We start from the raw sequence: 19,137 nt of genomic DNA on the forward strand, positions 1-19,137 counted from the left end.
CGGGGGTGGCGATGACGACCGAGCCGGCGACGACCGAACGCGAGACGGCCACCGAGGGCGACGACGTACGCGGGGCCGATGTCGTGCGAGGGGCCGATGACGTACGCGGCGCCGACGACGTACGCGGCGACGCCGATGACGTCCGCGGGGCCGATGACGTACGAGGCGACGCCGATGAGGTCCGCGGGCCCGAGCGCGACGCGGTCCTCACGCAGGCCGGCTGGCATCCCGGGCGGGACGCCGGCGACGCCGCCATGATCGCGGTCCTCAGGACGGCGGGCCTCGGGCCCTGGCCGCTCTTCCCCGCGGCCGAGCGCGCGGTCCGGGAGTTCCACGGCCTCCGGCTCGAAGCCGCCGCCCACGGCGGCCGCGAGGTCGCGGCGACCGGCTGCCGCGTCGACCCCCAGGAAGCCCGGTTCGCGGGCCCGCCCCTGCACCGGCTCGCCGACACCCTCGGCACCCGGCTCTTCCCGCTCGGCCGCACCGACGCGGACACGCCGATGGCCGTGGACGAGGAGGGCCGGCTGTTCTCCCTCGGTGCCGGAGGTGCCTGGCTCCTCGGGGAGACCGTGCGGGACGGGCTCCTCGCGCTGGCGGAGGGGCTGCGGCCCGTACGCCTGCGGGGGCGGGAGTGGCAGTGGCCGCTGCGGCCGGCACCGGCCGACCTCGCCGCCGGCGTGCGGGCGGCGCTCGTCGCCGTCTATGTCCTGCACACCCACGGGGTGTTCGACGCCAGGACCGTCCACCTCCGGGCCACCACGCTGCGGGGGATCGGCGTGACCGTCCTGGACCAGGCGTTCCCGCTGCGCCCCGGCTCCCTGGAGGACAGCGCGCAGCCCCTGGCCGAGGCGATGGAGACGGAACTGTCCGCCCTGTCGCAGCCGGCCTCCGCCTGCGAACTGGTGCTCTCCGTACCCGCCCCGCCCGGCACACCGACCCCCGCGGCGGGCGTCGACTGCCGCGTCACGCTCGGCGGCACCGACGGCTTCGCCCTGTTCCTGTCCGCGGGCCAGGGCGCCTCGATCGGCCGCCCGGCAACCCTCGTGGACGCCTGCGTCTCCGCCTTCGACGCCTGGTCCGCCGCGACCTGACCGCCCCGCGACCGGGCCACCGCCGCCCGGCCGGCTAGGGCAGCGCCCCCGCCCGTCTGGCCGCCACCACGGCCTCCAGGCGGGTGTGGGCGCCCAGTTTGCGCATCGCCGACCGGAGGTAGCCCTTCACCGTCTCCGGGCGGAGGCCCAGGCGTTCGGCCGCCGTGGCGTTCGTCGCGCCGGAGGCGACCGCCGCCAGGACGTCCGTCTCGCGCGGGGTGAGGGAGACGCCGGGGGCGGCGGGGACGGTGCCGGAGGCCGATTCGAGGCGGCCGCAGACGGCGAGGAGGCGCTCCCGGAGCCAGGGGTCGACCACCTTCGGGGCCAGCTCGCGCAGCTCCCCGTACGCCTGGCGGACCTCCTCCCAGGATGGTCCGGGGGGCGGCGGCGCGAGGAGCTGCCGCACCTCGTCCCGTACCGCGAGCGCCTGCTCCACGTCCCGGGCCGCCGCCATCGCCGCGTCGAAGACCCGCTCCCCGATCGGCACGGCGTCGCGCAGCGCCCCGTACAGCACGCCGCGCACCTTGCGCCGTACGACGACGGGGACCGCGACGACCGAGCGCAGACCCTCCGCCGAGACGGGGCCGTCGTACTCGTGGGTGATGTGCCGGGCGGAGGGGTAGTCGGTGACCGCGCACGGCCGGGACAGCGCCAGGCACTTCCCGCCGAGCCCGGAACCGGCCGAGATCGCGAGGCCGCGAAGGGCCGGCGTCACCGCCCCGCTGAGCTCGGCGATCCGCATCGTGCGGCCCTCCTGGAGCAGTCCGCCGAAGACCACGGGCAGCCCGCTGCCGCGACGCAGCCGCAGCAGCGCCGTCCGCAACTCCACCGCTTCCATCCGCTCGGGCACGGAACCACTCCTTCACCCCCGAACGGGGGTAGTGAGACCTGGGTCACCGATTACACGATGTCCGGGACAGGTCCCGCAATGAGGAGGACATATGACGCCCACGAGCGCGACCGGCGCGACGGAGAGGTTCCGGGCCGCCCGGGACTTCCTGCTCCAGCACCGTGAGGACTACGAGACGGCCTACGAGGGCTTCGTCTGGCCCCGGTTCGAGCGGTTCAACTGGGCGCTCGAATGGTTCGACGTCATCGCGGAGGGGAACGACCGGACCGCGCTCCACCTCGTCGAGGAGGACGGCTCCGAGACGAAGGTGTCCTTCGCCGCGATGTCCGCCCGCTCGAACCGGGTCGCGAACTGGCTGCGGGCCCAGGGCGTCCGCGCCGGGGACCGGATCATCGTGATGCTCGGCAACCAGGTCGAGCTGTGGGAGACCGTGCTCGCCGCCATGAAGCTGCGCGCCGTCGTCATCCCCGCCACCCCGCTCCTCGGCCCCGCCGACCTGCGTGACCGCGTCGACCGGGGCCACGCCCGCCATGTGATCGTGCGCGCCGAGGACATCGCCAAGTTCGACGACGTCCCCGGGGAGTACACCCGGATCGCGGTCGGCGGCGACGGGACGGACTGGCTGGAGTACGAGCACGCCGACCGCGCGTCCGACGTCTTCGAGCCCGACGGGGTCACCCTCGCCGACGACACCCTGATGCTGTACTTCACCTCCGGCACCACCGCCCGGCCCAAGCTGGTCGAGCACACCCACACCTCGTACCCGGTCGGGCACCTCTCGACGATGTACTGGATCGGCCTCAGGCCCGGGGACGTGCACCTCAACATCTCCTCGCCGGGCTGGGCCAAGCACGCCTGGTCCAACCTCTTCGCCCCGTGGAACGCGGAGGCGACCGTCTTCATCCACAACTACACGCGCTTCGACCCGGCCCGGCTGCTGCGCGAGATGGAGCGCCACGGCGTCACCAGCTTCTGCGCCCCGCCGACCGTCTGGCGGATGCTGATCCAGGCCGACCTGAGCCGGCTGAAGACACCGCCGCGCGAGGTCGTCGCCGCCGGCGAACCGCTCAACCCCGAGGTCATCGAGTCGGTGCGGCGCGCCTGGGGCGTCACCGTCCGGGACGGTTTCGGCCAGACCGAGACAGCCGTCCAGGTCTCCAACAGCCCCGGTCAGCGGCTCAAGGAAGGCTCCATGGGCCGCCCGAGCCCCGGCTTCCGGGTCACTCTCGTCGACCCGGTCAGCGGCCGGCCGGACGCGGAGGAGGGCGAGATCTGTCTCGATCTCTCCGCCCACCCGGTGGGCCTGATGACCGGCTACCACGGCGATCCGGAGCGTACGGCGGAGGCGATGGCCGACGGCTACTACCGCACCGGTGACATCGGCTCCCGGGACGAAGAGGGATACATTACTTATATCGGGCGTTCGGACGACGTTTTCAAGGCCTCCGACTACAAGATCAGCCCCTTCGAGCTGGAGAGCGCCCTCCTGGAGCACGAGGCCGTCGCCGAGGCGGCCGTCGTCCCCGCCCCCGACCCGCTGCGGCTCGCCGTCCCCAAGGCGTACGTCGTCCTCGCGGCGGGCTGGGAGCCGGGCGACGAGACCGCGAAGGCGCTCTTCGCGCACTCGCGCGCGGTCCTCGCCCCGTACAAGCGGATCCGGCGCGTCGAGTTCGCCGAGCTGCCCAAGACCGTATCGGGCAAGATCCGGCGGGTGGAGCTGCGCCGGCTGACCGCGGAAGGCGGCGGCAAGGAGTACGCGGAGGGGGACCTCGCGTGAACCTCTCCTACGACCACGGGACGTCCGGCACAGCCCTCCTGGGCGACACCGTCGGAGCCAACCTCGACCGGGCCGTCGCCGCCTGGCCCGAGCGCGAGGCGCTCGTCGACGTCCCCACCGGGCGCCGCTGGACGTACGCGCAGTTCGGCGCGGACGTCGACCGGCTGGCCGGCTCCCTGCTCGGCAGCGGCGTCCGGAAGGGCGACCGGGTCGGCATCTGGGCGGTGAACTGCGCCGAGTGGGTCCTCGTCCAGTACGCCACCGCCCGCATCGGCGCGGTCATGGTCACCATCAACCCGGCCTACCGGGCCCATGAGTTGGCCTACGTCCTCAACCAGGCCGGGATCTCGCTGCTCTTCGCCTCGCTCGCCCACAAGACCAGCGACTACCGGGCCATGGTCGAGCAAGTGCGCGGTGAATGCTCCGCGTTGCGGGAAGCGGTCTACTTCGGCGACCCGACCTGGGACGCGCTCCTCACCCGCACCGCCGGCGAGCTGCTCCCGGAAGCCCTCTCCTGCGACGAGCCCGTCAACATCCAGTACACCTCAGGGACGACGGGCTTCCCCAAGGGCGCCACCCTCTCCCACCACAACATCCTCAACAACGGTTACTTCGTCGGCGAGATGATCGCCTACACCGAGCATGACCGGATCTGCGTCCCGGTGCCCTTCTACCACTGCTTCGGCATGGTCATGGGAAACCTGGCGGCCACCTCGCACGGCGCCTGCATCGTGATCCCCGCGCCCTCCTTCGACCCCGCGGCCACCCTCCGCGCGGTGCAGGAGGAACGCTGCACCTCCCTCTACGGCGTCCCGACGATGTTCATCGCGGAGCTGAACCTCCCCGATTTCGCCTCGTACGACCTCTCCAGTCTGCGCACCGGCATCATGGCCGGCTCGCCGTGCCCGGTGGAGGTGATGAAGCGGGTCGTCGCCGAGATGAACATGGCGGAGGTGTCGATCTGTTACGGCATGACGGAGACCTCGCCCGTCTCCACCCAGACCCGCCGCGACGACGACCTGGAGCGCCGCACGGGCACGGTCGGCCGGGTCATGCCGCACGTCGAGGTGAAGGTCGTCGACCCGGTGAGCGGACTCACGGTGGAGCGGGGCACGGCGGGCGAGCTGTGCACCCGCGGCTACAGCGTGATGCTCGGCTACTGGGACGAACCGGAGAAGACCGACGGGGCGATCGACAGCGGCCGCTGGATGCACACCGGGGACCTGGCGGTGATGCGCGACGACGGCTACGTGCAGATCGTCGGCCGCATCAAGGACATGATCATCCGGGGCGGCGAGAACGTGTACCCGCGCGAGATCGAGGAGTTCCTCTACGGACACCCGAAGATCGCCGACGTCCAGGTCGTCGGCGTCCCCGACGAGCGGTACGGCGAGGAGATCCTGGCCTGCGTCATCCCCCGCGACCCGGCCGACGCCCCCACTCTGGCCGACGTCACGGCCTTCTGCCGGGACCGGCTCGCCCACTACAAGGTCCCGCGCAGGGTGGAGATCCTCACCGCGTTCCCGATGACGGTGAGCGGCAAGGTACGGAAGGTGGAACTGCGCCGGCTGTACGGGGAGGAGCGGCAGGGCACCGCTTGAGCGAGCCCGCCGTCAGCCCGGAGCGACCGTCCGTCCGGAGCGCCGTCCGTCCGGATCGCCGGGCGGACGGCGGGCCTCCTAGGCGTTCCGTACCTCGCGGCGCATGCAGACGCGGGGCCAGGCGGAGAGGCCGTGGGCCGCCTCCGCCCGGCTGATCGCGCGGAGGCCCTCCGTCAGTGCCGGGTCGGATTCCGTGAGCGGGCGGAAGCCGAGGCGCGTGTAGTACGGCGCGTTCCACGGCACCTCGGTGAACGTCGTCAGGGTCAGCGCCGCCAGGCCCTGTTCCAGGGCGGCCTCGGCCAGGTGCTCGATCAGCGCCCGGCCCACGCCCCGGCGCCCGGCGTCCGGATGCACCGACACCTGCTCGATGTGGGCCGCACCGTCGACCGTGTCGGCGAGGAGGTACGCGACCGGGCGGTCGGCGGTGTCCACCGCCACCCACGCCCGGCCGGCGTGCCGGTACGACTCCAGGACGTCCAGAGGCAGCGGGTCGTCGTCGGCGATCGCCGCCATGCCGAGCGAGCGGAACGGCTCGCCCGCCGCCCGTTCGATGTCCTGGAGCAGCGGGAGTTCGGCCGAGGCGGCCGCTCTGATGCGCATACGACAGTATGGCGCGGCCTCACCCCGGACGGTCACCCGCGGGCGGGACCCGGATCCGTCGGCGGCCGGTTCCGCTCCGCCTCCCCGGGCCGGTCCAGCAGCCCGCCCTCCCGTGAGAACCGCGGCAGGAACATGGCGAGAGCCGGATCGCCGTACAGCGCCACGTACAGCTGGACCAGCCACCCGTCCGTCACCTCCCGCCGATGCGCGGGCAGCGGGTACCGCTCGCGGAGGCCGGCGAGCAGCTGCCGCGCCGCCCGGGTGGTCGGCGGCAGCCGCAGCAGCGCCACCGCCGCGAGCAGGGGCAGCGCGCCCGCGGAGAACACCACGGTCAGAGCCGCACCGGACGGTGCCGTCACATACGCACCGACGCCCAGCGTGAACGGTACGCAGCCGAGCAGCGCCCCGGCCGTCCCCAGCCGCGTGGGCGACTCGAGCAGCCCCGCCGCGCGCAGCTCGCCGCGCAGCGTGTCCACCGCCCGCCGCGCCTCTGGGCGCAGCACGAGGTCCCGCAACGCGAAGGCCCGGCGGAGCGCTCGGTGCACCCCGAGCTGTACGGCGTCCGTGGTGCGCCCCGGCCCGCCGTTGGCCCGAATCGTATGTTTGCGTCCCGCCGCGACCGCCCCGCGCTGGTGCAGCGCCACCAGTGCCACGGTGACGGCCGCCCGCCGCCCGCCCCGCAGCAGCGCCAGGGCCTGCGGCGGCGGCACGACGCCCGTAACCGGCGCTCCGCTTCCCCGGCTGCGGGTTCGCAACAACACGGCGGCGAACAGCAGCTGTCCGCAGGCCGCTCCGATGAACCACCACATCCCCGTCGGCATGGCACCCACCCCCGAGGGTGTTGTGCCCGGGAGAGCGTGATCGTCACGCGTGAATGGCCGGATTCCTCTGTCGAGGCGCGGTGGCCGAGCCCGGCATGATCCAAAAGGCAGGCCCTAGGTGCCGCTCGCGGCCAGGTCGTCGGCGGCGTCGTTCACCGGCTGCGGTGTGCCGGTCAGATCGAGGACGAAGAGCGGGAGATGAACCTCCGCGGCACGTGAACGGGCCTCGGGCGTGTAGCCCGCGAGCGAGAAGCACACGCTCACCGCGGAGGCGCTCAGCCCGTTGAGCCACAGGCACTCGACGGCCTTCAGTCCCGTGGGACGGGTGCTCGGATCGACCTGCGCGACGAGCCCCGGCGCCCGCAGGTCCACGCCGGAGGCGGGGCGCTCCTCCGGCTGGACGACGTCCCGGAACCCCAGCCAGCGGAGATACCCGGCGGCCGCGGCGACCGCGTCCCGCGCGGTCCGGATCGTCACGGGCCGGAAGGCCCCTCGCGCCGGAGCGGGGCGCGGGGCGGTGGGCGGCAGCGGTATGTGCGGCGGATAGCGCTCGGCGAAGGTGCGCGGCACCTCGGGACGACGCCCCGGATTCTCTGGCTGCGGGTGATCGGAGGGGCCGGGGTGACCGGAGCGAGGGGAGGGGCCTGAGGGGCCTGACGGGCCGGGGGACGGTGTGGCGGCGCCGGAGGACGAGGGACTGCCGGGGGCTGTGGGGGCGTCGGCGCCGGGTATGGGGGTGCCCGGACCCGCCGCGGCGGCCCGGCCGGTACCCGTACCCGTACCCGTGTACGGCTCAGCGCCCCCCGCACCCCGCCCGCCCGTACCGGCTCCCGCGCCGCGCCCGCGTGTGGGACCCGTACCGAACCACTCCGCGCCCGGCTCGAACGCCCGGGACGGCGCCGTACCGGAGACTCCCCGCGTGTCGGCTCGGCCGGGGCCGCCCGGCGCCGGTTCCCGGCCGCGCCGCCCGGTCGCCGGAGCCGTACCGGAAGGCCCGGGACCGTCGCCGCCCGGTCCCGTACCGGCCGCCTCCGGCCCGCCGCCCGCGCCCGCTTCCGGTCCGCCGGAGGCCCCGGCGCCCACCGGAAGGACCGGGACCCGCAGGACGGTCCCGCAGGCGCAGCCCAGCTCCGGGTGGGGCCAGTCGCCCGTGCGGCCGCAGGCGCCGCAGCGGACGGTGACCCATTCGTCCGCCCAGTTCCGGCGCGTGATCGGTTCCGCCGTCGCGCCCGCCTTCACGGGTGGCGTCACGGGGCTCCCGCACGCGCAGGGGAAGACGGGTGCCGCGTACGCCTGCGTGCGCTGGCATTCCGGGCAGCGCACGGGTACCGACTCGGCCACAACCAACCCCCTGTCGTTCCGCCCCATCGTCCCCCCATCGGCCACCCGGGGGGAGGGTGTTCGGCCACTTCCGTGATCCCGCAGCGCGGACTTCTCTTGACGGCTCTCCGGAGGCCGACCTACATTGCTTCCGTATAGCAGAACAGTATTTCCGCATTACGGAAACAAGCCGTCCGGGGCCCCGAGCCGACCGGTGGGCTTGGATCCGCCCGGCCGAAGCAGGAGCACTCCCATGCCTCGTATGACCGCCGCCGCAGCGGCCGTTGAGATCCTCAAGCGCGAAGGCGTCACCCAGGCGTTCGGCGTCCCCGGCGCGGCGATCAACCCCTTCTACCGCGAGCTCAAGAACGTGGGCGGCGTCGGCCACACGCTGGCCCGCCACGTCGAGGGCGCGTCCCACATGGCCGAGGGCTACACCCGGGCCAAGGCCGGCAACATCGGTGTCTGCATCGGTACCTCAGGCCCCGCCGGCACCGACATGATCACCGGCCTGTACTCGGCCATCGCGGACTCGATCCCGATCCTCTGCATCACCGGCCAGGCCCCGGTCTCGAAGCTCCACAAGGAGGACTTCCAGGCCGTCGACATCGCCACGATCGCCAAGCCGGTCACCAAGGCCGCCACCACCGTCCTGGAGGCCGCGCAGGTCCCCGGCGTCTTCCAGCAGGCCTTCCACCTCATGCGTTCCGGCCGGCCCGGCCCGGTCCTCATCGACCTGCCGATCGACGTCCAGCTGACCGAGATCGAGTTCGACCCGGAGACCTACGAGCCGCTGCCGGTCTACAAGCCGCGGGCGACCCGGGCGCAGGCCGCGAAGGCGCTGAGCTTCCTCCTGGAGTCCGAGCGCCCGCTGATCGTCGCCGGCGGCGGCATCATCAACGCCGACGCCACCGACCTCCTCGTCGAGTTCGCCGAGCTGACCGGCATCCCGGTCATCTCCACCCTGATGGGCTGGGGCACCATCCCGGACGACCACGAGCTGGCCGCCGGCATGGTCGGCGTCCAGACCGCGCACCGCTACGGCAACGCGACGTTCCTGGAGTCGGACTTCGTCCTCGGCATCGGCAACCGCTGGGCCAACCGCCACACCGGTTACAACCTGGACGCCTACACCAAGGGCCGTAAGTTCGTCCACGTCGACGTCGAGCCCACGCAGCTCGGCAAGATCTTCGCCCCGGACTACGGCATCGCCTCCGACGCCAAGGCCGCGCTCGAGCTCTTCATCGAGATCGCCAAGGAGCTGAAGGCCGCCGGCACGCTGCCCGACTTCTCCGCGTGGGCCGCCTCCGCGCAGGAGCGCAAGGCCACCCTCCAGCGCCGCACGCACTTCGACAACATCCCGATGAAGCCGCAGCGCGTCTACGAGGAGATGAACAAGGCCTTCGGCCCCGACACCCGTTACGTCACCACCATCGGCCTCTCCCAGATCGCGGCCGCGCAGTTCCTGCACGTCTACAAGCCGCGCCACTGGATCAACTGCGGCCAGGCCGGCCCGCTCGGCTGGACGATCCCGGCCGCGATCGGCGCCGCCACCGCCGACCCGGAGACCCCGGTCGTCGCGCTCTCCGGCGACTACGACTTCCAGTTCATGATCGAGGAGCTGGCGGTCGCCGCCCAGCACAAGGTCCCCTACGTCCACGTCCTCGTGAACAACGCCTACCTGGGCCTGATCCGTCAGGCGCAGGGCGGCCTCGGCATCAACTTCGAGGTCAACCTCGAGTTCGAGAACATCAACACCCCGGAGATCGGCGTCTACGGCGTCGACCACGTCAAGGTCGCCGAGGGCCTCGGCGTCAAGGCGATCCGCGTCACCGACCCGGACAAGCTGGGCGAGGCGCTTGAGGAGGCCAAGAAGCTGGCCGTCGAGCACCAGGTCCCGGTCGTCGTCGAGGCGATCCTGGAGCGCATCACCAACATCGCCATGAGCAAGACGGTCGACATGAGCGACGTCACCGAGTTCGAGGAGCTGGCCACCGAGCCCGGCCACGCGCCGACCGCGATCAAGGCCCTCCAGGCCTGACGAGCCTGACCGGCCTCACGGCCTGATCAGGGCGCTGTGACACGGCCCCCGTCCCGAGGAGCACCGGGACGGGGGCCGTGTCACGCTCAGACGCCGGTCCCGGCCCGCTGTGCCCGTACGAGCACCGCGCCCGCCTCCGTCCACTCGTACAGGACCGACCGCCCCGCCCGGTCCCGCCGCACGAGCCCCGCGTCGAGCAGGACCTTCAAGTGGCGTCCCACCGAGCCGAGCCCCTGCCCGGTCAGCGCCACCAACTGGCTGGTGGACTTGGGCGATTGCAGCCGTACGAGCACTCCCGCGCGTGCCCCGCCGAGCAGCGCCCCGAGCGCCTCGGGCACCACCGGCCCGGTTGTGTCCGCGAGGGCGCCGGAGCACGCGTACACGAGCGCGAACCGCTCGGAGCCCTCCCAGGAGACCCAGCCCTGCTTCGGCGTCACAGGGACGAAGAGCAGCCGGCCGCCGTCGACCCGTCTCGGCGGGTACGCCCGGGGGTTGACCTGGAGACGCCCGTCGCCCAGCCAGCGCGTCCTCCCCGGGCACAGTTCGTCGAGCGCCGCCGCCCAGCCGTCCCGTGCGAGACGCGCGGTCCGCGCCACCACATCGGCCTCCAGGACCCGGCGGCGGCGCGGCCAGTCGGGCAGCACCGTCTCCCGCCACACCCACTCGAGGACCCCCGCCATGCGGTGCGGCAGGTCCCCCGCCGTCCGCAGCGGCCCGGGTACGGGACCGCCGACCGCCACCTCCAACTGCGGTACCGCGTCGGCCGGTTCGCACGCGCGGACCGCCACGACCTCCTCCTCGAAGGAGCGCTCTCGGTCGCCCGGCGGCGTCGGCGTCAGGAAGTCGGCGTTCCACGTGGGCCCGAGGGCCGCCCGTACGAGCAGCGCGTCGAGCGGTTCGGCGGCGAGACGCTCCCGGTACGCGGGCAGGTGCGCGGCCAGCCACGCCCGCTCGCCGGGATGCGTACCGGCCGCCGTGTGCAGGGTCTTGAGCGCCGCGACCGTCTCGGCCAGCGGCGAGACGACGAATCTACTCCCGGCCAGCGAGTCCGTACCGATCTGCCACCAGCCCACGCCGCGCCTCGGTCCTTCCGCCATAGTGAGGCGCTCCGGCCCGCGCCTCGATCGTTCGGCCTTCGTGGGGCGCTCCGGCCCGCGCCTCGATCGTTCGGCCTTCGTGGGGCGCTTCGGTCCGCGCCTCGGTCGTTCGGCCTCGTGGGGCGCTCCGGTCCGCGCTCCCGTCCTCCCGCGTCCGCGAGACGACCCGGCCCGCGCTCCCGTCCTCCGTGTCCGTGAGGCGCCCCGTCCTTTCGCCTCCCGGCGAAACAATATCGGCGACGACCGCGCCCCCGGAGACTCCCGGCATGCCCCGCTACCGTGACCTGTTCCGCACGCCCGAGTTCACCCCGCTCTTCCTCACCGGCTCCGCCCACACCGCCGCCCAGACGGTGGCCGGGCTCGGTCTCGCCACCCTCGTGTTCCGGGCGACCGGCTCCCCGCTCCTCTCCGCCCTCGCACTCTTCGGCCCCTCCCTCGCCCAGCTGCTCGGCGCGACGACCCTGCTCTCGGCTGCCGACCGGCTGCCGCCGCGCGGCGCGCTCGCCGGAATGGCGCTCTTCTTCGCCCTGGGCACCGCGGTACTGGCGATACCGGCCCTGCCGACCTGGGCGCTCTTCGTGATCCTGCTCGCCGAGGGGCTCGTGGCCTCGCTGGGCGGCGGCGTGCGCTACGGGCTCCTCGACGAGATCCTCGCCCGCGAGGACTTCCTCCTCGGCCGCTCGGTGATGAACATGGCCGTCGGCGCCTGCCAGATCGGCGGCTTCGTGACCGGCGGCGCGCTGGTCACCCTGCTCTCGCCGCGCGGCGCCGTCCTCGTCGGCGCGGGCCTCTACCTCGCCGCCGCGCTCGTCGCCCGCACCGGCCTCGGGGCGCGCCCGCCGCGTGCCGCGGGGCGCGCGTCGGTCGCCGAGACCTGGCGCACCAACCGGCGGCTGTGGTCCTCGCCCGAGCGCCGCCGCTGCTACCTCGCGCTCTGGGTGCCCAACGGGCTGATCGTGGGCTGCGAGTCGCTCTTCGTGCCGTACGACCCCGGGCGGGCCGGGCTTCTCTTCGCCTGCGCCGCGCTCGGCATGCTGGTCGGGGACGTCGCTGTCGGCCGGTTCGTACCGGCACGGCTGCGCGGCCGGATCCGCTTCCCGCTCCAGGCGCTGCTCGCGGCCCCGTTCCTGGTGTTCGCCCTCGACCCGGCGCTGCCGCTCGCGCTGGTCGCGGTGACGGTTTCAGCGGTCGGGTACGGGGCGAGCCTCCTGCACCAGGAGCGGCTGATGGCCCTGGTGCCGGAGGAGTCGAGCGGGCACGCCCTCGGACTGCACACCTCGGGGATGCTCGCCCTCCAGGGGGTGAGCGCGGCGCTGGCCGGCACCCTCGCCCAGTACACGTCACCGCGCACCGGGATGGTGCTGCTCGCCCTCGCCTCGCTCACCGTCACCCTGGCGCTCGCGCGGGCCGACCGGAGGGCCGGCGGGGCGCCGCCCAGCGAGGCGCCGCCTAGCGAGGCGCCGTCGAGCGGTGCACGACCGTGTCCTCGCACGGCCCGTCGGCGAACAGCTTGAGCGCCTCCATCTCGTCCTTGTCGACCGACAGGCCCCAGCGGAGCTTGGTGCCCACCCACTCGCCGACGTAACGGCAGTACCGGTCCTTGTCCGCGGGCACCCATTCGGCGGGGTCGCGGCCGGCCTTGTCCTTCTGGCTGCGGGCGGTGACGGCGACGAGGGTGGCGGCCGCGCCCTGGTCGTTGGCGTACTTCTCGCGCCGGTCGGCCGTCCAGCCGGACGCCCCCGACTGCCAGGCCTCTTCGAGCGCGACGAGGTGGTCGACGCGGAGGAGGGCCGGGTCGGTGACGTTCTGACCGTCGTAGTACGAGGTCCACATGCCCTCGGTGAGGGCGCAGTCCTTGCCGGTCTTCGGGGCGTCGACGGCCTCGGCGACGAGTACCTCGCCGCGGGTGTCGCAGCCGTCCGCCGGGTCGAGGCCCTGGTTCCAGTGCGGGAACGCCGTCTCCTTGTAGCCGGCCGTGTCCTCGGCGGCCTCGGTGAGTTCGGCGAGCGCGTCGGGGAAGAGGACGATGCCGGCGGAGAGGGCGGGGGAGGGGACGGCGAGCGGGGAGAGGATCAGGGCGAGCGGGGCGAGCCCGCGCATCAGGTTCTTGATCATGTACCAGTGGATAGCGCGGGCCGTGGGGCGCGTAGGACCCGAATCGCGGTGCGCTCCTCCGACCGGGTGCGGATCTTCACCGCAGAAACGATGCGCTGCGGGCCCGTACGCGGACACGGAAGAAGCCCGTACACGGACAAGAAAAAGCCCGTACACGGACACGGAGAAGAGCGCGGAACCAGGGACCGTAAACCTGGTTCCGCGCTCTTCGTCCTGAGACCGCCCGACGGCACGAGGCTGGCGCGACAGGACGTTCGCGCCGCCGGGCGGTGGCTTTGGGGGGCTCCCTCTTCTGGGTACGCCCGTGGGGGCGTTGGGACCGCGGCGGTGTCGACGGGCGCACCGGCCGTCCCTTCTTTCAGGTCAAGAAGGGGGCCCGGCGCCCTTACCACCGCACTGGCTCGGCGCCGCCGCGGTCCTCACGCTTGTCCGGTTCGCCGGCCACCCCTCATCCGGGTCGGCGATCCGGACCACGCACGGCACTGACCTCCCGTCAGGTGCCGTACGCAGTCTGGGTGTCGTGGTGCGGTCAGTCCTCGCGCAGGGCGTTGACCGCCTCCGCCACGCGCTTGCCGTACTCCGCGTCGGCGGCGGCGAAGTGCGCGAGGTTCTTCTCGATGACGTCCTCGCGGGACACCTGGGAGAGACCGCCGGCGATGTTGGCGATCAGACGGCTCTTCTCGTCCTCGGACATCAGGCGGTAGAGCTCACCGGCCTGGAAGAAGTCGTCGTCCTTGGTGTGCTGGGGCGCCTCGTGGGTGCCGGTCCAGCCGTGGATCGCGAGCGGGGCGGAGAGCGCCGCGTCGGTCTGGGCCGGGCCCCGGTACGAGTTGGGCTCGTAGTTCTTGTCGTGGCGCGAGCCCTGGCGGGTGGCCATGGCGCCGTCGCGGCCGTAGTTCTCGGCCACGGTGGCCTTCGGGGCGTTCACCGGCAGCTGGGTGTGGTTGACGCCGAGGCGGTAGCGGTGGGCGTCCGCGTAGGCGAAGAGACGGCCCTGGAGCATCTTGTCCGGCGAGGGACCGATGCCCGGGACGAAGTTGTTGGGGGAGAAGGCGGCCTGCTCGACCTCGGCGAAGACGTTGTCCGGGTTGCGGTCGAGGACCAGACGGCCCACGCGCTGCAGCGGGTAGTCCGCGTGCGGCCACACCTTGGTGAGGTCGAACGGGTTGAAGCGGTAGTCCGCGGCCTCGGCGGCCGGCATCACCTGGACGTACAGGGTCCAGGAGGGGTTCACACCGCGCTCGATCGCCTGCAGCAGGTCGGTCTGGTGCGAGTTGGCGTCCTTGCCGACGAGCTCGGCGGCCTGGTCGGCGGAGAGGCTGCGGATGCCCTGGTTCGTCTTGAAGTGGTACTTGACGAAGAAGGCCTCGCCCGCCTCGTTGGTCCACTGGTAGGTGTGCGAGCCGTAGCCGTTCATGTGACGGTACGAGGCCGGGATGCCGCGGTCGCCCATGAGCCAGGTGATCTGGTGGGTGGCCTCGGGGGCGTGCGCCCAGAAGTCCCAGACGTTGTCCGGCTCCTGCTTGCCCGTGAAGGGGTCGCGCTTCTGCGAGTGGATGAAGTCGGGGAACTTGATCGGGTCCTTGATGAAGAACACCGGGGTGTTGTTGCCGACGAGGTCGTAGTTGCCCTCTTCGGTGTAGAACTTCAGGGCGAAGCCGCGCGGGTCGCGGACCGCGTCCGCGCCGCCGAGCGAGTCGGCCACGGTGGAGAAGCGGATGAACGTCTCGGTCTTCTTGCCGACCTCGGAGAGGAACGCGGCCTTCGTGAAGCCGGTGACGTCATCGGTCACCTCGAAGTAGCCGTACGCGCCCGAGCCGCGGGCGTGCACCACGCGCTCCGGGATCCGCTCACGGTTGAAGCGCGCGAGCTTCTCCAGCAGGTGCTGGTCCTGGAGGAGGAGAGGGCCACCGACGCCGGCGGTGGCGGAGTTCTGGTTGTCGGCGACGGGGGCGCCGGACTCGGTCGTAAGCACGCGCTTCGACATCGTGACCTTCCGTACGGGAGCTCTGCTGAACGGTGCGAGGAGCGTAGATTCGGCTCGAACGTAACGTCAACAGTTTGTTGAAAAGGAAGTGTGGTGTTCCGGTCGGCGGCGGCGCCTGGGCGCGACAGGACAGGTGTCAGCGCCGCCACCGACCGGAAATCAGGGGCCCCGTCGTACCGGGGCGGGGGATCAGACCTGCTGGCCGGAGAGGCGCTCGACGGCGCGCAGCAGGGCCGAGTGGTCCAGACCGCCGTCACCCTGGGCGCGCAGCGAGGCCACGAGCTGGGCGACGACCGCGCCGACGGGGAGGGCCGCGCCGACGTTGCGGGCGGCGTCGGTGACGATGCCCATGTCCTTGTGGTGCAGGTCGATCCGGAAGCCGGGCTTGAAGTCGCGGTTCAGGAAGTTGTCCTTCTTGCGGGTCAGGACCGTGGAGCCGGCCAGACCGCCGTTGAGGACGTCCAGGGCGGCCTGGAGGTTCACGCCGGACTTCTCCAGGAAGACCACGGCCTCGGCGCACGCCTGGATGTTGACCGCGACGATCAGCTGGTTGGCGGCCTTCACCGTCTGGCCGGAGCCGTGCGGCCCGCAGAGCACGATGGTCTTGCCGAGGGCCTCCAGGATCGGGAGGGCCTCGTCGAAGTCGGCCTGCTCGCCACCGACCATGATCGAGAGGACGGCCTCGATGGCGCCGGCCTCGCCGCCGGAGACGGGCGCGTCGATGACGCGGATGCCCTTCTCCTTGGCGTTCTTGGCCAGGTCGACCGAGGTCTGCGGGGTGATCGACGACATGTCGACGATCAGCGCGCCCTGCTTCGCGTTCTCCAGGATGCCGTTCTCGCCATAGGCGATCGCCTCGACCTGCGGGGAGGCCGGAACCATCGTGATGATGACGTCGGCGTCCTTGACGGCCTCGGCGATCGACCCGGCGGCGGTGCCGCCGGCCTTGGCCAGCCGGTCCAGCTTGTCCTGCTCCAGGGTGAAGCCGGTGACCGAGTAGCCGGCCTTCAGGAGGTTCTCGGACATGGGGGAGCCCATGATGCCGAGACCGATCCACGCAATCGCCGGGCGGGTGGGCTGGGGGGAATCAGCAAGGTTGCTCATGGTGAGGGTGCCTCTCGAAAAAACTGGTCGTACGGGGAGGGGGTCGGCCGGTCAGCGGGCCGGGCGGGCCTCGGCGGGGAGCCACGCGAAGGAAGCGGCGGCGTCGGCGGCCTTGTACTCCAGGCCGATCCAGCCGTCGTAACCGGCCTTCCTGAGCTCGTCGAGCAGCTGCTCGAGCGGCAGCTCGCCGGTGCCCGGCGCGCCACGGCCCGGGTTGTCCGCGATCTGGACGTGGCCGGTCTTGGCGGCGTACTCCGCGATGACCTGGCTGACGTCCTCGCCGTTCATCGACAGGTGGTAGATGTCGAGGAGGAACTTGGCGTTGCCGAGTCCGGTGGCCGCGTTGACCTTGTCGACGACCTCGATGGCGGAGGGGGCGCTCACCAGGGGGTAGAGCGGCGACTCCGGCTTGTTGAGGGTCTCGATGAGCAGGATCGCGCCGATCCGGTCCGCCGCACGGGCGGCCAGGACCAGGTTCTCCAGGGCGAGGGTGTCCTGGATCTGCGGGTCGACGCCCTCGACGCGGTTGCCGTAGAGCGCGTTGAGCGCCTTGCAGCCGACCGAGGCGGCGAAGTCGGCCGCCACCTCGATGTTGGCGCGGAAGCGGTCCGACTCGTCACCGGGCACGGAGAGGGCTCCGCGGTCCGGGCCGGGGAGCTGCCCGGCGTAGAAGTTCAGGCCCACCAGCTGGGTGCCGGCGTCCTCAAGAGCCTTCTTGAGGGCGTCGAGCTCGCTCTGCTCGGGGGTGGCGGTGTCGATCCAGGGCCACCACAGCTCGACCGCCGTGAAGCCCGCCGCGGCGGCGGCCGCGGGGCGCTCCAGGAGCGGGAGTTCCGTGAAGAGGATCGACAGGTTCACATCGAAGCGCTGGTCCGTGTATCCCATGAGGGGCGGCGCTCCTTCCGTATAGCGGAAGTAAGTTTCTGTCTGACGGAATGTTGCAAGGTGGGCGCCGCGCTTGTCAAGAGGTCCCCGCAGGTCCGGGGCTCCCCTCGGGCCGGGCGGGGCCGTAGCGTGGGGCCATGGTGCGTTTGAGAGTGGAGTTCACGACCGAGCCGTTCGACCTCGACGAGGCGCCGGCGCACGCGGTCGTGGCCCGTGAGGTCATCCAGTCCGCCGAGCTGGACGCGGTCGACGTCGGCCCCTTCGGCAACACGGCGGAGGGTGGCGCCGACGCGGTGCTCACCGCCGTCGACGAGCTGCTGCGCTCGTCGCTCGCGGCCGGCGCCACCCGCGTCTCGCTCCAGGTGAACGTGATCGGGGAGGGCGAGAAGTGAGCGAGCACCCCTTGGTCGCCGCGGTGAAGCCCCTGGTCGACGCCATGGGTGCCGAGGTGCTGGTCCCCGCGCAGGCGGAAGCCGACGACGTCGTCCTCTCCTGGGAGGGGGAGGACGTGCTCGCCGTGCGGCTGCCGCAGCTGTCCGACTCCCTCGATCACATCCTGGCGGCGATGGAGCGACGGCACGGGATGCCACTGGCCGAACTCGATCGGAAGTCCAAGCAGGAGGCGGTCCGGCTGCTTGAGGCGCGGGGCGCCTTCTCGGTACGTCATGGGGTGGAGACGGTGGCGGGTGCACTGGGTGTCAGCCGCTTCACCGTGTACAACTACCTCAACAGGGAGACCGCCCTGAGCAGGGAAAAGACCCCCAAGGCCGACTAGTTGATCATGTGGTGACCAGGAGCCGTCGTCCGGATGTCGGGACGACGGCTTTTGCGTGGCCGAGTTTTCAACAAAGTGTTGACGTTGTGTTGCGGAGGGCGTTAGCTATCCGCAGCCCGTCCGACGCACAGCGAAAAACAGCCACGGAGGCTTCCCGTGACTTCAGGTACGACACCGGGCCTCACCCGGTTCAACACCTCAACGGACAGCGAGGCCGTCGCCACGCTCCACGAGGTGTGTTCCAGTTCGGCGTGGGGGAGCAAGATCCTCGCCCAGCGCCCGTACACCACCGCCGAAGCTCTCTTCCTCGCCAGCGACGCCGCCATGGCCGAGCTGACCGCCGAGGACCTGGCCGAGGCGATGGCGGGGCACCCGCCGATCGGTCGTCCGAAGGCAGGGGACCCGACCTCCTCCCGCGAACAGAGCGGGATGGCCGGCGCCTCCGCGGAGCTCAAGACCGAGATGCTCGAACTCAACCTGGCCTACCAGGACACGTTCGGACACGTCTTCCTCATCTGCGCCACCGGCCTCACCGGAGAGCAGATGCGCGACGCGCTCCGGCAGCGGATCGGCAACTCGCCCGAGACGGAGCGGGAGATCGTCCGCACCGAACTGGGCAAGATCAACCGCATCCGGCTGACCCGTCTCGTAGAGACCTCCGAGGAAGAGAGCTCCGCATGAGCACCGACACCACGGCCTCGGTGTCCACCCACATCCTGGACACCAGCATCGGCCGCCCCGCCGAGGGCGTCGCCATCACGCTCGCGGCCCGCAGCGGCTCCGGCGCCGAGTGGGTCGCGCTCGGCGGTTCGGCCACCGACGCCGACGGACGGTGCAAGGACCTCCCGGCGCTGCCGGAGGGCACCACCCACGTACGTCTCGACTTCGAGGTCGAGCAGTACTTCGCGAACAAGAAGCAAGCCGAGGCGCAGCAGGACGCCCCCCGCGTAAGGGACAGCGGTGCGTTCTTCCCCGAGGTGGCGATCACGTTCGCCGTCACCCCGGGCGAGCATTACCACGTACCGCTGCTGCTCAACCCGTTCGGCTACTCCGTATACCGAGGGAGCTAGCAG

Annotated in this window: 18 protein-coding genes; 9 read left to right on the forward strand and 9 right to left on the reverse strand. The window is 72.1% G+C overall.

Annotated features, from left to right (window positions below; genetic code table 11):
• Positions 1–11: 11 nt before the first annotated feature.
• Entirely contained in the window at positions 12–1,091 is a 1,080-nt protein-coding gene (locus ACFVYX_RS03160) for an SUKH-3 domain-containing protein (RefSeq protein ID WP_389679561.1), read from the forward strand.
• A gap of 34 nt (positions 1,092–1,125) precedes the next feature.
• On the opposite strand, the gene ACFVYX_RS03165 is transcribed toward ACFVYX_RS03160, so the two are convergent.
• Entirely contained in the window at positions 1,126–1,929 is an 804-nt protein-coding gene (locus ACFVYX_RS03165; RefSeq protein WP_389680026.1) for a LuxR C-terminal-related transcriptional regulator, read from the reverse strand.
• Positions 1,930–2,032: 103 nt separating this feature from the next.
• Between ACFVYX_RS03165 and ACFVYX_RS03170 the strand changes: the two genes are divergently transcribed.
• Together ACFVYX_RS03170 and ACFVYX_RS03175 are read left to right on the forward strand one after the other, a co-directional pair.
• Positions 2,033–3,718 (forward strand): AMP-binding protein, encoded by a 1,686-nt coding sequence (locus tag ACFVYX_RS03170; protein ID WP_389679562.1) that lies wholly within the window; start codon positions 2,033–2,035, stop codon positions 3,716–3,718.
• On the forward strand, positions 3,715–5,319 hold the full coding sequence (locus ACFVYX_RS03175; RefSeq protein ID WP_389679563.1) for an AMP-binding protein: 1,605 nt from the start codon (positions 3,715–3,717) through the stop codon (positions 5,317–5,319). Before ACFVYX_RS03170 ends, ACFVYX_RS03175 begins: the two co-directional genes overlap by 4 nt.
• A 78-nt stretch (positions 5,320–5,397) precedes the next feature.
• Here ACFVYX_RS03175 and ACFVYX_RS03180 read toward each other — a convergent pair whose 3' ends face one another.
• From ACFVYX_RS03180 to ACFVYX_RS03190, 3 genes are all read right to left on the reverse strand, one after another.
• The gene (locus tag ACFVYX_RS03180; protein ID WP_389679564.1) at positions 5,398–5,919 is read right to left on the reverse strand and encodes a GNAT family N-acetyltransferase; all 522 of its coding nucleotides are present in this window, start codon (positions 5,917–5,919) and stop codon (positions 5,398–5,400) included.
• A 32-nt stretch (positions 5,920–5,951) separates the two neighbouring features.
• Positions 5,952–6,740, reverse strand: coding sequence for a TIGR04222 domain-containing membrane protein (locus tag ACFVYX_RS03185; protein WP_389679565.1), 789 nt, complete (start codon positions 6,738–6,740; stop codon positions 5,952–5,954).
• A gap of 114 nt (positions 6,741–6,854) precedes the next feature.
• A complete protein-coding gene (locus ACFVYX_RS03190; RefSeq protein WP_389679566.1) occupies positions 6,855–7,217 on the reverse strand; it encodes a hypothetical protein in 363 nt (120 codons plus the stop codon).
• 1,105 nt (positions 7,218–8,322) lie between these two features.
• Between ACFVYX_RS03190 and gcl the strand changes: the two genes are divergently transcribed.
• Positions 8,323–10,101 carry a glyoxylate carboligase gene (gene gcl / locus ACFVYX_RS03195; protein WP_389680027.1) on the forward strand — a complete coding sequence of 593 codons (1,779 nt, stop codon included), beginning with the start codon at positions 8,323–8,325 and terminating at the stop codon, positions 10,099–10,101.
• Positions 10,102–10,187: 86 nt separating this feature from the next.
• On the opposite strand, the gene ACFVYX_RS03200 is transcribed toward gcl, so the two are convergent.
• Positions 10,188–11,174: an ArsR family transcriptional regulator gene (locus tag ACFVYX_RS03200; protein ID WP_389680029.1), complete on the reverse strand. Its 987-nt coding sequence runs from the start codon at positions 11,172–11,174 to the stop codon at positions 10,188–10,190.
• Positions 11,175–11,464: 290 nt separating this feature from the next.
• Between ACFVYX_RS03200 and ACFVYX_RS03205 the strand changes: the two genes are divergently transcribed.
• A complete protein-coding gene (locus ACFVYX_RS03205) occupies positions 11,465–12,712 on the forward strand; it encodes an MFS transporter (protein WP_389679567.1) in 1,248 nt (415 codons plus the stop codon).
• Here the strand turns inward: ACFVYX_RS03205 and ACFVYX_RS03210 are convergent.
• The 4 genes from ACFVYX_RS03210 to ACFVYX_RS03225 all read right to left on the reverse strand — a co-directional run bounded on the left by ACFVYX_RS03210 (position 12,648) and on the right by ACFVYX_RS03225 (position 17,289).
• Complete coding sequence (locus tag ACFVYX_RS03210) at positions 12,648–13,313, reverse strand: HNH endonuclease (protein WP_389679568.1); 666 nt, start codon at positions 13,311–13,313, stop codon at positions 12,648–12,650. The two genes, ACFVYX_RS03205 and ACFVYX_RS03210, sit on opposite strands and share 65 nt — an antisense overlap.
• 529 nt (positions 13,314–13,842) lie before the next feature.
• The gene (locus ACFVYX_RS03215; protein WP_389679569.1) at positions 13,843–15,300 is read right to left on the reverse strand and encodes a catalase; all 1,458 of its coding nucleotides are present in this window, start codon (positions 15,298–15,300) and stop codon (positions 13,843–13,845) included.
• 189 nt (positions 15,301–15,489) lie between these two features.
• Positions 15,490–16,404 (reverse strand): 2-hydroxy-3-oxopropionate reductase, encoded by a 915-nt coding sequence (locus tag ACFVYX_RS03220; RefSeq protein ID WP_389679570.1) that lies wholly within the window; start codon positions 16,402–16,404, stop codon positions 15,490–15,492.
• 51 nt (positions 16,405–16,455) lie between these two features.
• On the reverse strand, positions 16,456–17,289 hold the full coding sequence (locus ACFVYX_RS03225) for a TIM barrel protein (RefSeq protein WP_389679571.1): 834 nt from the start codon (positions 17,287–17,289) through the stop codon (positions 16,456–16,458).
• A gap of 140 nt (positions 17,290–17,429) precedes the next feature.
• Here ACFVYX_RS03225 and ACFVYX_RS03230 point away from each other — a divergent pair, with 140 nt between their 5' ends.
• The 4 genes from ACFVYX_RS03230 (at position 17,430) to uraH (ending at position 19,134) form a co-directional block, all read left to right on the forward strand.
• Positions 17,430–17,681, forward strand: a complete 252-nt coding sequence (locus tag ACFVYX_RS03230) for a hypothetical protein (RefSeq protein WP_351212043.1) — start codon at positions 17,430–17,432, stop codon at positions 17,679–17,681.
• A gap of 44 nt (positions 17,682–17,725) precedes the next feature.
• A complete protein-coding gene (locus ACFVYX_RS03235; RefSeq protein WP_389680030.1) occupies positions 17,726–18,064 on the forward strand; it encodes a helix-turn-helix domain-containing protein in 339 nt (112 codons plus the stop codon).
• A gap of 156 nt (positions 18,065–18,220) precedes the next feature.
• Positions 18,221–18,745, forward strand: a complete 525-nt coding sequence (gene uraD / locus ACFVYX_RS03240; protein ID WP_389679572.1) for a 2-oxo-4-hydroxy-4-carboxy-5-ureidoimidazoline decarboxylase — start codon at positions 18,221–18,223, stop codon at positions 18,743–18,745.
• Entirely contained in the window at positions 18,742–19,134 is a 393-nt protein-coding gene (gene uraH / locus ACFVYX_RS03245; RefSeq protein WP_389679573.1) for a hydroxyisourate hydrolase, read from the forward strand. The genes uraD and uraH overlap by 4 nt, the downstream gene beginning before the upstream one ends.
• Positions 19,135–19,137: the final 3 nt, after the last annotated feature.

The organism is Streptomyces sp. NPDC058326, assembly GCF_042879855.1.
Taxonomy (GTDB): Bacteria; Actinomycetota; Actinomycetes; order Streptomycetales; family Streptomycetaceae; genus Streptomyces.